Genomic DNA, 14,460 nt, shown 5'->3' with positions numbered 1-14,460 from the left:
AAGCATTATTTAAGTTTATCAGGAATTAGATATATTTTTAGTAAAGGAAGAATTATTTTACTGTAAATTACCGCGGAAAGGAATAATAAATGAAAACCCGTTGTCCCTGGCCTGCAAACGATGCAATGTATATTAATTATCACGATAAAGAATGGGGCGTTCCTATTCACAACGATAAAAAACTTTTTGAGTTTTTGTTGCTGGAGGGATTTCAAGCAGGATTAAGTTGGCGAACAATACTTTATAAAAGACAAAACTTCCGAAAAGCATTTGATAATTTTGATTTTAACAAAGTTGCCACGTATGATAAAAGGAAAATCAATTCGCTAATGAAAGATGCTGGCATTATTCGTAATCAATTAAAAATTAATTCTGCTATTACAAATGCAAAGGCATTTATTCAAGTCCGGAAAGAGTTCGAAACTTTTGATAAATACATTTGGGGTTTGTTGATGGCAAACCGATTAAAAATAAATTTAAAACTTTAAAAGAACTTCCCGCACGCACAGAACTTTCTGATTTAATAAGTAAAGATTTAAAACAACGAGGATTTAATTTTGTTGGCTCTACAATTATATATGCACACATGCAGGCAACAGGAATGGTAAACGATCATCTTGTTGATTGTTTTAGATATAACGAATGTAATTAAAAATATTTTTTAGAAAGGAATAAAATGAACCATGACATGCGCTATCCAATCGGAAGATTTGATAGGAACATTACTGTAACAAAAGATATGCGAAGAGAATTCATCAATACTATTTCTTCGCTTCCAGTACAATTAAAAAAAGAAGTTGAAAATCTTACACAGCAGCAGCTCGATACACCTTACCGCGAAGGCGGGTGGACAGTTAGACAGGTTATTCATCATATTCCCGATAGCCATTTAAACGCTTACATACGATTTAAGCTGGCTCTAACCGAAGATAATCCTGCAATAAAAACTTATAAAGAAAACCTCTGGGCTGAATTGATGGACACGTTTCAAACTCCAATTGAAATTCCTTTAACATTATTGGAGTCTCTTCACATCAAATGGGTGGTGCTATTAAACTCAATGACTGATGAGCAATTCGAACGCACATGCTTTCACCCGGAATGGGAGGAGATATCACTTTCTAAATTGCTGGCGCTTTATGCCTGGCACAGCAAACATCATCTCGCTCACATTACAGAGTTGAAAAAGCGAATGAAATGGTAAAACGGTTTTGCTATGAATAATTATTAAATGTTAAATTAAAAATGAAAAAAGATTTTGTCCGGCTTTTAATTACAACTGCCTTAATAAATTCGCTGACACTATTGTCCTGTTCAAAACAAATAGAAAAGCAAAAATCAAATAATTATGAGTCGTTTCGATCAGGAATTTACGAAGACAGTGCCTTTACTAATTCGTCACTGACTATCTGGTTTCCGAATTTAGACATGAATTATAATCCGAATGCCGATTCAGTTTATCAGGTAGATAGAAATCTTTTTTTTAATTCGTATAAGAAATATTTTCCGGAAGCACTAAAGATGTTTTCTACTTTCAATCAAATAAACTGGAAATTTTTCGAACCTGGTTGTTCGGATGAAACTGTTGATTTGTCATTCATTTCTTCGGAGGGGGAAGAATTTACTTATCTTCTTAAGCATCCAGTAGCTTTTTATACAAAGGATATCAGCTCTGAATTTTTTATCATAATAACAGAATTGAGCTATTCAAATCCGACACCTTCTGAAAATGAGGAATCTTCTGCTAAAATTAATTTTGCCACAACAGCTGCGATGGGCTATTCAATCTAGGATGCAAAGAATTCGAATCTTATTTCGGTTGATCGCGTGGAGTCAACTGCTGAGTTTAAACCATTTGCAGGTAAATGGCTGTTTAGAGGAGTAATATTAAAGTTAGCTTCTGAACTGATTGATGAACTGCCAATGTTTTCAAAATAAAGTGACCAATTTGTCCGGGTTATTTATGTAATTAACAGTGGTCGTTATTGAACGACAGTCTATATTTTTCTTAGAGCAATTTTGATTAAAATAATAAAATTCAAATGAATTTATTCTCATTCTAATCTTGACAAGCTGACTCTTAATCCTTATTTTTGAACTGCCACTGCCCAAAGCGGTGGTAATTTTTTTTAAATCGCGGTTTCAAACAACAGTGGAAGGAAATATGTCTTCACCAAATTTTGTTTACATTACTAAAGAGCGGCTTCAGGAACTTGAAAAAGAACTTCAATACTTGAAAACAGGCGGCAGAAAAGAAATGGCACGCAAGATAGCTGAGGCACGTGCTCATGGCGATCTTTCTGAAAATGCAGAGTACGATGCGGCAAGAGAAGAGCAGGGCTTATTCGAACTTAAAATCAGTAAACTTGAAAACGTACTTTCAAGAGTTAGAGTTATAGATGCATCGCAATTTGAAAACAGTCAGGTACACATATTGTCTATTGTTAAATTGAAAAATCTTAAGACGAAAAAAGATTTGACTTACACTTTAGTTTCACCGGAAGAGGCTGATTTTCAACTCGGAAAAATTTCTGTTACTTCACCTGTTGGGCAGGGGTTGATGGGAAAAAATTTAGGGGAGCGTGTTACGATTAAAGTTCCTGCCGGTATTCAAGAATATGAAATATTGGATATAAAATAATTTGACTGACGAATCTTACATACAACTTGCAATTGAGATTGCTAAAAAAGGTAAAGGCAGCGTAAGCCCCGATCCGTTAGTTGGCTGCGTGATTGTAAAAGATGACCGGATTTTAAGTGCTGGTTTTTTTGAAAAACATGGGGGACCGCATGCAGAATTAAATGCAATTAATTCTTCTAATGATGGGTTGACCGGTTCGACAATGTTTATTAATCTCGAACCTTGCTGGAAGGGAGATGGTAATCCATCATGCGTTGCTGAAATAATTAAAAATAAAATTACCCGTATTGTTATTGGAACCCTTGACATGAATCCACAAAACAGCGGAAAGGGAATTAAACAATTAAAAGCCGCCGGCATTGAAGTAAAGGCTGGTGTACTCGAAAACGAGTGTGTAGAACTGAATAAATTTTTCTTCAAATTTGTTACTAAAAAACTTCCTTATATTACATTAAAAGCAACACAAACTATTGATGGGAAAATTGCAGACAGCCATCGTAATTCAAGGTGGATGTCATCAATATCAGCAAGACGATTTGCACATTCTTTAAGAGCAAAATATGATGCAGTGTTGATTGGAAGCAGAACCGCAGAAATTGATAACCCAAAATTGACTGTCAGTCTTACAGAAGGGAGGAATCCCAAGAGAATATTAATCGATGCGGAGTTATCATTGAGCACAAAGTTAAAACTATTTCAACGCAACCCGGATAGAAATTTAATAGTGCTTACTTCGGAGAGTTCTAAGGAAAAGAAAATAAAATTAAGTAAACTTCACAAGCTCGGGGCAGAAGTTATATTTGTTCAAAGCGAAGGAAGAAATAAAATAAATCTTAGATCTGCCTTAAAAAAACTTGCCGAATCAGGAATCACTTCTGTGATTGTTGAAGGTGGAAGCGGGTTATTTACTTCTTTTGTGAAGGAGAATTTGTTTGATGACATTTTGCTTTTTCAATCACCCCGTTTACTTGGAACAGGTTTGTCTTTAATCGGTCCCATTGGAATTAAATCAATAAAAAATGCCTTCAAATTAAAAATCAATTCTTTTGAAAAAATTGGTGAAGAACTTTTAGTCGAATTCCGAAAATAACTGACCACGCTTTTTATACCACCTGCATCACATCTTCAAATAATCAATAAAGTTTTATCAAATGGAATGCTTAATTTTGAGTCAAATCTATTAAAAAAAATAACTATTTATCTTATCAATAGAATTTTAACCGACTGATCATTAGTTTATCTCCAACAAAATTCATTTGGAGAAAGTAGAATCAAAAAACATCTTTAACATTTGACGAATAAATTTATAAAAAATATTGAACAGAATGTCATCCGCTTCATTGATAGAAAAAGTTTGCTTAGCAAAGGTGATAGAGTTCTGATTGCATTAAGTGGTGGAGCTGATTCGGTTTTTTTGCTGCATTTTTTAAATAAGTACAAGCAGAGATTTAAGATTCAAATTTCTGCTGTACATATCAACCATCGGCTGCGGGGCAATGAAGCAGCAGCGGATGAATTATTTTGTAAAAAAATCTGCTCTGACTTAAAAGTTGAACTTTTCCTGATTCAAAAAAATGTAAAAGTTTTCGCAAAAAGAAAATATTCGATTGAGGAAGCGGGAAGGATTATTCGATACAAGGAATTTGAAAAGATATCAGAAAAGGAGGGGTTTGATAAAATAGCTACTGCGCACAATGCGAATGACAATACTGAATCTGTTTTGTTAAACATCAGTCGTGGATCGGGCATGGCTGGAATGAGTGGAATTGCAGTAAAGCGAAATAAGATAATCAGACCAATTCTCTGTTTAACAAAGGAATATATTCTGAAATATCTGGAATTAAAAAAAATTAAATACAAAGTTGATTCAACAAATTTCAGCATTGATTATGAACGAAATTTTATTCGCCACAAAATAGTTCCTTTGTTAATTAAAAAAATAAATACTTCGCTTCATAAGAGTTTGCTCAGGAGTTCAGAGAATATTTCTGAAATAAATCAATTTGTTGAACGCTCCTTAAAATCAGCTCTGTCGCAAGTAAAAAAAAATAGAGATGAAGATTTATTTATTGCAAATGAAGTAATCAATAGTGTTCCGGAAGAACTTTTAACAGAATTTTTTAAAAAAATACTCACAGAAAATTTTGATGAAACTGAAAATTCTAACAATGCAAAAAACTTAGTCTCACTGTTAAATTTAGAAACCGGGAAAACTGTTAAACTTTCCGGCGAACTATTTGCCTGCTTAGAACGTGATGGATTACTGATAGCTAAAAAGAAAGACCATCGCTTTAGTGAGAAGGAAATATCAATCGGTGGATCAGTCAATATTTTTAATGGAAGATTATCAATAAAGAAAGTCGGCAGGTTACCAAAAGAACTTGGTGTAAATAGAAATATTGAATACATTGATGCAGACAAAGTAGATCAAAAATTAACCCTTCGAAATTGGACTGCGGGCGATAGGTTCAAACCGCTTGGAATGAGGTCATCTAAAAAGATTTCAGATTTTCTAACAGATAGTAAAATTTCTTCGTATAAAAAAAAAGAGATGTTAGTTCTGCTATCAGCAAATAAGGTTGTTTGGGTAATTGGATCAAGGCTTGACGATAGATTTAAAGTGACAAAGTCAACAAAGAATTATTTAGAATTAAAATATTATGAATCAAAATAAAGAGTTTATCATCATAGGGAAAGAAAAGTTCGTTACTTATCTCACTGAAGAAAAAATTCAGAATAGAGTTAAAGAACTTGCCGAGCAAATTTCTGAAGATTATAAAAATACATTACCGATCTTTATAGGCGTATTGAACGGCTCGTTTTTATTTATGGCAGATCTTGTAAAAAGTTTAACGATTGATTGTGAGATTGATTTCTTTAAACTTTCAAGTTATGGCGATGAAAAAATTTCTTCGGGCAAAGTTAAGCTGCTTAAAGAATTAAATTGTGATGTTAACGGAAGAGATATAATAATTGTGGAAGACATTGTTGACACCGGTTTATCGGTAAAATATATTGAGGAGTATTTTCAGATGCATAAGCCCTCAAGTATGAAGGTTATATCACTGCTGTATAAGCCTGAAAGCCTTACATATAAAGTCAAAATTGATTATATTGGCTTCAGTATTCCAAGTAAATTTGTTATAGGTTACGGATTGGACTATGCACAGAAGTACAGAAACTTGCGATCTATTTATGTTCCGAGCGGTGATAATTAATTAGTAAATGAATCTAACTGAAAGAAAATAATAATGGCAGATAATTCGAATAAAAATCCTTTTCAAAAAAATCAAAAGCAGCCCAATCAGAACAAACCTGATGATAACTTTGATTGGTCGAAAGTAATCAAAATGGTTTTCGGCTGGGGCGCTGTAATTGTAGCTGCAGTTATCGTAATGCAGCTAATGCGTACCGGTACAGAAAATTATACTGATATTTCTTTTGCCGAATATGAAAAATTAATCAATGCGCCTGAATCAATTCTAAATGCTAAGGTTGTAAAATCGGATATCAACGATTATTACTTTCGCGCAGAACTGAAAGGCGAAACTTCCATTTTAGTAAATAACAAACCGACTGCGGTAACTGCTATTTCTGTATATATCCCCGAACCGCTCATAAAAGATCAGGAAGTAATTTGGAAGCAAAAGCAGATAAATTATTCATTTGATAAAGAATCTAATGAATGGCTAAATGTGCTTATTGGTTTTGTTCCATGGATTTTGATCATTGCAGTATGGGTAATTATTATGAGAAAAATGCAGGGTCAAACAGGAGGTACGCGGGGGATTTTTTCTTTTGGAAAAAGTCGAGCTAAATTGACCACTCAGTCAGGTCATCACGTGACATTCAAAGATGTCGCTGGTGCCGATGAAGCCAAACTTGAATTGCAGGAAATAATTGAATTCTTAAAAGAACCAACTAAATTTCAGAAACTTGGTGGTAAGATTCCGCGCGGTGTTTTGCTTTTAGGACCTCCGGGAACCGGAAAAACTTTACTCGCACGTGCAGTTGCTGGTGAGGCTGGGGTTCCTTTCTTTTCAATAAGTGGTGCTGACTTTGTTGAAATGTTTGTCGGAGTTGGTGCAAGCCGTGTTAGAGATCTTTTTGAACAGGGAAAGAAAAGTGCACCTTGCATTATTTTTATTGATGAAATTGACGCTGTTGGAAGACATCGCGGCGCAGGACTTGGCGGCGGACATGACGAAAGAGAGCAAACGTTAAATCAACTTTTAGTGGAGATGGATGGTTTCGAACAGAACATCGGAGTTATTATTATTGCGGCTACAAACCGTCCTGATGTGCTTGATCCTGCATTACTTCGTCCGGGTAGATTTGATAGGCAAGTTGTTGTTGATCGTCCGGATGTAAAAGGACGCGAAGGGATTCTAAAAGTACATACAAGAAATATTCCTATCAGTAATGACATTTCGCTCGAAATACTTGCAAAAGGAACTCCCGGATTATCAGGCGCCGATCTTGCAAATCTTGTAAATGAAGCAGCACTGCTCGCAGCAAGAAAAAACAAGAAAAAAGTTGAGATGATAGATTTTGAGGAAGCCAAAGATAAAGTAATGATGGGAATGGAAAGAAAAAGTCTTATCATTTCTGAAGAAGAAAAGAAAACAACGGCTTACCACGAAATTGGTCATGTGCTGGTTGCCCGAATGATTCCTGAAGCTGATCCTGTTCATAAAGTAACTATCATTCCGCGTGGAAGAGCACTTGGCGTTACAAGTTACTTACCGGTTGATGAGAAACATACTTACTCAAAATCATATCTTGAAGCTGTGATTACTTATGCTCTCGGCGGTCGGGCTGCAGAGAAATTAGTTTTCAATCATTATACGACCGGTGCAGGTAACGATATCGAAAAAGCTACTGGTATTGCGCGCAAAATGGTTTGTGAGTGGGGAATGAGCGATAAACTTGGACCGCTGAGTTACGGTGCTAAGCGAGAAGAAATATTTTTAGGAAGAGAAATTCAAAGTCACAGGGATTACAGCGAGAAAGTTGCGATCGAAATTGATGAAGAAGTTCAATTAATCATTCGCAACGCGATGAAACGTGCAGAAAATATTCTTGCCGAGCATATTGATACTCTTCACAAACTTTCGATGGAATTGCTTGAGAGGGAAATTCTTGATGGCGAAGAAATTGATAAACTAATTCGCGGTGAAGAACTTCCACCGGCAGTTAGAAATAATGGTAATAATCATCCCGAAAATGGAACCGAAATTCCTGATCACGTAAAAAAAATGCTCGAAGAAAAGAAAAGCAAAGATTCTACTCCACAAAATGAATCAAATAGATAACGGAACAATTCATTATAGAGATGAATTAGTAAGAAAACTGATTCATCTCTTTTCTTTATCAATCCCAATCATTTATTATTTTATCTCCAGAAAAGAGGGGATAATAATTTTAAGTGTAATGACTTTCATTTCACTTATTGCAGAAGCATTGAGATATTACGCACCGTCTTTCAATATTTTTTTTACCTCAGCCTTTGGCTTTCTGCTTCGTAAACATGAAGTAGATTCGAAAAGAAAAAATCTCACCGGTGCTACTTATGTTTTTATCAGTGCTTTAATATGCATCATAATTTTTCCAAAATTAATTTTTATCACTGCTTTCAGTATCCTAATCATCAGCGATATTATGGCAGCTTTAATTGGAAGAAGATATGGCAAGCATAAATTTCTTGCTAAAAGTTTAGAGGGAACTTTAGCTTTTTTCATAAGTGCAATTCTTGTCGTTTTTCTAACACCAAAATTTTTAGGATTGCCGGAAGAATACGCAATAGCAATTTTCGCCGCCGCAGTCGGCGCTATTGCTGAAAATATTTCGTTTGGTTTTGCGGATGATAATTTATCGGTTCCACTTAGTGTTGGATTAACGATGCTGGGTTTATACAGTTTATTTCTGCCCCAGGTTAAGTTATTTATTTTTTAACGGCAGAGGTTTTTATGAAGTTTTTTATTGCAATAATTTTATCCGTTCCAATTTTATTTTTCGCCGGGTGTGATAGCTCAAATAAGCCGGCTACAGGGCTCGAAGATGAAATCTTTGTTGTCGCGGATTCACTCGAATACTTAGAATTGGAAACAGCATTAGACAGTGCTTTCCAAAAAATTATCAATACTCCTCAGCCGGAAAAACTTTTTACATTGAAAAGAGTTCCGGTTAATCAAATTGAAAAGTATAAACACAAAAAAAATTTAGTTCTTCTTGCACCGTTGAATTCATCTACTTCTACCGCAAGATATATCAAATCTGTAATTGATAAGAAAATTGAAGAAAAAATTTCTGCAGATCCAAATTATATTGTAACTAAAAATAACCTTTGGGCTAAAAATCAGCTCGTGATGATTTTATCAGCTCCCACTATGCAAGAGCTTGAATTCAAAATTTTAAAAGATAAAGACAATCTTCTCTACGCTTTTCAGAATGCATCCGATAAACGTCTTTATGCAAGTTTGTACTCTCCTACCTATGAAAGAAAAAATATCGAGGGTAAATTATTACGAGACTACGGCTGGCTTATTTATGTTCAAGCTGATTTTAAATTAGCAATGAGTAAAGCTGAAGATAATTTTGTTTGGCTGCGAAGATCGCCGGGCAGTGATATGGAACGCTGGATATTTATTCACTGGATTGAAAATGCTGATCCTTCATACTTAACTGTTGATTCAATTCGCTCGATTAGAAATAGGCTTACAAAAAAGTATTATCAAACCTCTGAAGACACAGGCTACGTTGTTATCGCTGAAAATTATTTCACAAACACTGAAGTAAATTTTAAAGGTAGATATGCTTTACTTACACAGGGATTGTGGGATTTGAATATAAAAGGTATGGGTGGTCCTTTCATTAATTATATTTTCTATGATGAAAAGTCAAAAAGAATTTATATGCTAGATGCTTCTGTTTATGCGCCAAAATATTATAAGCGAAATTTGCTCCAGCAGCTTGATGTTACTCTGCAATCATTCATGACTAAGTCTGAAATAAACGAAGATAGAATTAATGAACTTCTTGATGCTGCTAACGACGAAGAACTATTTTAATATATCTGCAAGTCCCGGCGGCAAACCATAATCCGGGAAATCGCTTACTATCTTTTCAGCATAAACTTTAGCACGATCCGGATAGCCGTTCTGTAATTCATACAAAGCTCTTCGTGAAAGCATTGACGCAACAAAAGATTGAATATTTAATACGTACTTATCTTTTTGTTCAGACATTCTGATTTTAAAATTTGAATTTGAGGCTGGATAATATTTGTTCTCTTTAACAACCCTGAATAAAAATAGATCAGGAACTAAAAAATAGCCCTGCGGAAGTTTTAACTGCCCTTGCTGCATTTCATTGTCAACCAATTCAGGTGCGATAAAAACATCGTGTGCATCAATGTTGGTTGTGATGATCCCGATTATAATTCGTTGATACAAAGACTCTAATAAATTTGAATTAAATTGCTCATCGGCTTCAAAAGGCATTAAGGCTTCTTTGAATAATTTCACTTCACTTGCTACACCTTTCAATAAAAATGGATAGTTGTGTTCAAGTTGATTGAAGTACCATGACCTTCTGAGCAATTCTTTATCAACAATTGAAACGTCCTTCCTGAAGCTTTCAACATTCTGAAAATAATATGAAGCCGAAAGAAAATAATCCCATTGATAGCTTAGAATAATAGCGTTTTTCGGAACGCTATTAATCAATGTTTTGGAGTAGTCCTCATAAACATAAATTCCACTTTGATTTACTTTTCCAAAAGTAAAACCAAAATGGAGAATTAAGATTAAAGCAGATAAAGCCAAAGTAATTTTTATTTTTTGTGATTCAACTTTTATCAAATTGAAAATTTTAATTACTCCCCAAAATGAAAAATAACCAACAGAGATATAAGCCAGCAAAAAGTATGAATCAATATCACTTATATCATAATTGATTGAGTACAGCACAGTTGAAATAAAACATATCAAAAAAAACACAGAAATCTTTTTTGAATATTTAAAAGAATTAAATAATCCTAATAATGCAGGTATCAAAATAAATGTGAACTCAGATGGAAAGTTATTTATAAAATAAGCTAACTGTTTTTTCGATGCTTCAATAGAAGAAAAAATCCAGACTTGATATTGCTTTCCTGAAATATGGCGCAAAATTTTATCCAGATCAGTAGTGTTGCCCCAGTTAATATCAGGCTGTTGAGCCGCTCGAAGCGGAAGATATAAGTAAAAAATTGTAAGCAATCCAATAAAAGAAGTTACCATAAATAATAAATTGGTAAACGCCGGTTTGTTAAATTGAAATTTGCTAAAGTACAGATAAGCAATTCCAGGAAGGATTAATAATGTCGTCATGTGGTTAGCAAATCCAAGAGCAAGGGCAATTGAAAGAAGCAGCCAGGGATTTTTAAAAGAAAAAAATTTTCCGTTGTAATTCGATTGATATGCTTTTATTGCAAAAAGAATTATGAGGCAAATCAAAAACGCATGGAGGGAGTAAACTTCAACAGAGGTACTTTGAGTCCAGAATGTTTTGTTTAACCCTACAACAAAGCCGGCAAAAATTAGTGCTGTAGTTTTTATGATTTCCGGAATTGGCGAATCTAAATTTTCTATACGAACATCCATTTTTTTTCTGGATTTTTTTTCTGGTTTCGAAGGTAAATTTTGAATTTCCCTCGTACTTATATTTTTAATTGCCAATATAAAAATTACAACAGCCGAAGCGCACCAAATTGAAGCAAGAATATTTAATTGAAATATCGTAGAAAAAGGCAGAGGTAATTTTGAAAACAAAAATCCGATTATTGTAAATAATGGATATCCTGTAGGATGTGCAATCCCAAGAGTCGCCTGCACTGCAGCAAGCTCTCCGGCATCTATTTGCACGACCGATGGTGCGAGTGTGATTAAATAAATTATAAAAAGTATAAACCCGCTGAGCCACACAAAATTATTCTTGATAAAATTCAATTCTCACCTTTAAAAATTATATTAAACAATTGATGATTCTCTTTAGTTATTCGATCAAGTACTAGTTTAAAATTATCGCTTCTATATTTGGAAAAAAAACTTTCTAAGAGTTTTAGTTCGTTTTCGGCTGAAGGAATTTTTGAATTTGAAATATTAAACATCGTTTGAACGATAATTTGAAGCTCTTTTAAAAGTATGTAATTCATGTCAAGGGATATTTCTAATTTCGATTTAGGAATCACGTCAGTTAGTAATTCAAAATTCTTTCTCAAATTTTTGCCCGAACAAATATTAAAATAGTTCGGATTAGTAAGAATCAAATACTGAGCAATAAATTCTAAATCAATTAGACATCCATTGCTTTTTTTCAAATCAAATCTCGAAAAATGCGAGTCGGATTGAGAAATGATTTTTTTATACATCAGAAACATTTCGAGTTTCATTTTGCCTATAGTTTCGTTTTCGATTCTGTTTCTGATTGCATCATAAAAAGCTGTGTAAGAATTAAAGTCACCATAAACAAAATTTATTTTTGTGAATGACTGCAATTCCCAAATTCTTGCTCTTGAGCTAAGATATAAAATACTCGCATTCAAGTCCCAGGCAAGATGACTGCTCTTACCTTCGGGTCGAAGCCTGCAGTCAACATTAAAAGGCTTAAGTGCATCTTTTAGTCTCAGAAGAAAATTCCGAAATGATTTTTCTGCTGTTTTTTGCTTTTGAATATTTTTAACAATAAATAATAAATCAACGTCCGAAGTAAATGTCATTTCACCGGTTGAAAAACTTCCAAGGCTTGCAATAAAATATTTTGACTTTGAGATTTTGTTTCCAAGGACTTTTTGAGCAAGCTCGATTATAATTTGCTCTATATATTTTTTTATCAAGTTTGAAATCTCTTCAGCGGAAATTAATCGCAGAGTAAATTGAGAGGAAAGTATAAATAAAAAATGACGAATTGAAAAATTGTTTAACTCAGCTTGAAGAATATTATCAGAAAATTTTCCACTTAAGAAGGCTTCTTTATTTATTTCATTGTTTACCAAAAGATCAATTGCATGCTGATTATATTGACATAAAGTAAGAAAAGCTTCAAAAAGATTTTTATCACGAAACTGGTTGTACCACACTGAAGGAATGTCAGTGTGATTAATAATTTTTACGAAATTAGAAAGTGTTAAATCCGGATTCACGCTTGATTTCAGAAGACGAAATAATTCGTTTTCAATTTTTGAAAAGGCTTCAATAGAATTTTTATCAAAAATTCGTCTGCCTGAAACTCCCACTCCCTCGCGGAGGAATTGAATATTTCGAATGGCTTGTTTCCTATCCTTGAACTTAATGGTTTCAAGCAAATCAATTGAATTATTTAATTCAACATCAGTGCCTAAAATAGAATTACGGATTGAGATTATTTTTTCAGCTCGTAATTGCAAATCTTTATCCAATTCCGAAAAATTATTATATCCCAAAAACAAACTCAGCTTGTTTCTTATTAATGTGTCGGAAGGAATTGTGTGAGTCTGCCGGTTATTCATAAGCTGAAGAAAATGCTCAATCCTTCTGTAGAAAATATAATTCTCAGATAAAGTTAAAGCCTCTTCGTTATTTACCAGATTATTTTTTTTTAGTTTTAAAATAGCCTCTAAAGTATTGGCTTGTCGCAGCTCAGCAATTTTTCCGCCATTTATTAGCTGAAGTGCTTGAACAGAAAACTCAATATCGCGAATTCCACCTGGAGAGAGTTTAATGTTTTGCTCATCAGAAATATTTTTCTCGATATTTATTTTAAGTTTTTTAATCTGCTCAATTGGCGAGATTGAAAAAGAAGCAGGATAAATAAACGGACGAAGATTATTCATAAAAATTTCAAACAGTTTTTCTTCACCACAAACGAAGGACGATTTTAAAAGCATTTGTCGTTCCCAATCTTCACCACGACTTTCATAATAGTTTAGATAATCAGTCATGCTGCTGCAAAGAGGGGCATTCCTGCCGTCGGGTCGTAATCGAAAATCTATTCTGAACAAGAATCCATCTTCGTTATTTTCAGTTGAAGTTTGGATAAATAATACAACTGCTTCGGTTAAAATTTCTTTTTTTGATTTTGATTTAGATAGCGGCGCATCTTCATTATAGAAAATAATTAAATCAATATCGGAACTGTAATTAAGTTCATCACCGCCAAGCTTACCCAATGCGATAAGACAATAATCTTGAACATGAGTTTGAATAGAATACTTTGCCAGAGTTTGTTCGAGGCACATTTCAAACAAGCTTGAACAGATCTCCTTTGCCATAAAAGATAAATTTTCTGTCGTGCTTTGAAGCGATGTATTAAAAAGAATATCCTGAATTCCGATTCTTAAAATTTCTTTTCTTTTGAAAGACTTTAAAATTCTTACTTTGCTTTCAAAAGATTTAAACTTTGAGAGAGAATTTTTTATTGTTATTTCATAAAAATTTTTGTCTTCTTGTTTTGACTTATCTGTTGAATTTATAGCGTAATAAAAATATTCAGGATTCCTGACAAGTATATCTGTAAAGTAGCTGCTGTTTTGGGCAATTGTGATAATCGCATCTCTGTTCAACTCATAAGCAATAAGGTCGTGAAGAAAATATGATTTATCGTGAGATGATTGAATAATACGAATCAGATTAGCTTGACTACTTTGATCGAAAAGATAACTTTTGGCAGAGCTGCTGATAGCGCCAATCAATTTTTCAAAATCATCTGCTGATAAATATCCCGCAGTAATCTCAAAAAGATTTTTAATGAAATTTTCAGGGATGATGTTATTTAATTTTTTTCTTTTCAATTGCCAAAGA

11 protein-coding genes and 1 pseudogene are annotated in these 14,460 nt (G+C 33.7%); 10 read left to right on the top strand and 2 right to left on the bottom strand.

Going from position 1 to position 14,460, the window contains the following annotated elements; translation table 11 throughout:
• Nucleotides 1-89: 89 nt before the first annotated feature.
• From IPH11_04195 to IPH11_04150, 10 genes and pseudogenes are all read left to right on the top strand, one after another.
• Nucleotides 90-652 (top strand): annotated as a pseudogene (locus tag IPH11_04195) (DNA-3-methyladenine glycosylase I).
• A 24-nt stretch (nt 653-676) separates the two neighbouring features.
• Nucleotides 677-1,204, top strand: a complete 528-nt coding sequence (locus IPH11_04190; GenBank protein MBK6912892.1) for a putative metal-dependent hydrolase — start codon at nt 677-679, stop codon at nt 1,202-1,204.
• A gap of 41 nt (nt 1,205-1,245) precedes the next feature.
• Entirely contained in the window at nt 1,246-1,791 is a 546-nt protein-coding gene (locus IPH11_04185) for a hypothetical protein (protein MBK6912891.1), read from the top strand.
• A gap of 373 nt (nt 1,792-2,164) precedes the next feature.
• Nucleotides 2,165-2,641: a transcription elongation factor GreA gene (gene greA, locus IPH11_04180; protein ID MBK6912890.1), complete on the top strand. Its 477-nt coding sequence runs from the start codon at nt 2,165-2,167 to the stop codon at nt 2,639-2,641.
• 1 nt (nt 2,642) lies between these two features.
• Nucleotides 2,643-3,731 carry a bifunctional diaminohydroxyphosphoribosylaminopyrimidine deaminase/5-amino-6-(5-phosphoribosylamino)uracil reductase RibD gene (gene ribD, locus IPH11_04175; GenBank protein ID MBK6912889.1) on the top strand — a complete coding sequence of 363 codons (1,089 nt, stop codon included), beginning with the start codon at nt 2,643-2,645 and terminating at the stop codon, nt 3,729-3,731.
• A 201-nt stretch (nt 3,732-3,932) separates the two neighbouring features.
• Nucleotides 3,933-5,315 carry a tRNA lysidine(34) synthetase TilS gene (tilS, locus tag IPH11_04170; protein ID MBK6912888.1) on the top strand — a complete coding sequence of 461 codons (1,383 nt, stop codon included), beginning with the start codon at nt 3,933-3,935 and terminating at the stop codon, nt 5,313-5,315.
• A complete protein-coding gene (gene hpt, locus IPH11_04165) occupies nt 5,302-5,859 on the top strand; it encodes a hypoxanthine phosphoribosyltransferase (GenBank protein MBK6912887.1) in 558 nt (185 codons plus the stop codon). Before tilS ends, hpt begins: the two co-directional genes overlap by 14 nt.
• 33 nt (nt 5,860-5,892) lie before the next feature.
• On the top strand, nt 5,893-7,956 hold the full coding sequence (gene ftsH, locus IPH11_04160) for an ATP-dependent zinc metalloprotease FtsH (protein ID MBK6912886.1): 2,064 nt from the start codon (nt 5,893-5,895) through the stop codon (nt 7,954-7,956).
• On the top strand, nt 7,940-8,596 hold the full coding sequence (locus IPH11_04155) for a dolichol kinase (protein MBK6912885.1): 657 nt from the start codon (nt 7,940-7,942) through the stop codon (nt 8,594-8,596). The genes ftsH and IPH11_04155 overlap by 17 nt, the downstream gene beginning before the upstream one ends.
• Before the next feature lie 14 nt (nt 8,597-8,610).
• Nucleotides 8,611-9,711, top strand: a complete 1,101-nt coding sequence (locus IPH11_04150; protein MBK6912884.1) for a DUF4837 family protein — start codon at nt 8,611-8,613, stop codon at nt 9,709-9,711.
• Here the strand turns inward: IPH11_04150 and IPH11_04145 are convergent.
• Both IPH11_04145 and IPH11_04140 read right to left on the bottom strand, forming a co-directional pair.
• Nucleotides 9,703-11,631 (bottom strand): DUF2723 domain-containing protein, encoded by a 1,929-nt coding sequence (locus IPH11_04145; protein MBK6912883.1) that lies wholly within the window; start codon nt 11,629-11,631, stop codon nt 9,703-9,705. The two genes, IPH11_04150 and IPH11_04145, sit on opposite strands and share 9 nt — an antisense overlap.
• The gene (locus IPH11_04140) at nt 11,628-14,450 is read right to left on the bottom strand and encodes a hypothetical protein (protein MBK6912882.1); all 2,823 of its coding nucleotides are present in this window, start codon (nt 14,448-14,450) and stop codon (nt 11,628-11,630) included. Before IPH11_04140 ends, IPH11_04145 begins: the two co-directional genes overlap by 4 nt.
• Nucleotides 14,451-14,460: the final 10 nt, after the last annotated feature.

Source organism: Ignavibacteriales bacterium, from assembly GCA_016709155.1.
Classification (GTDB): Bacteria; Bacteroidota; Ignavibacteria; order Ignavibacteriales; family Ignavibacteriaceae; genus JADJEI01.
This window is presented reverse-complemented; position numbering and strand designations above follow the sequence as displayed.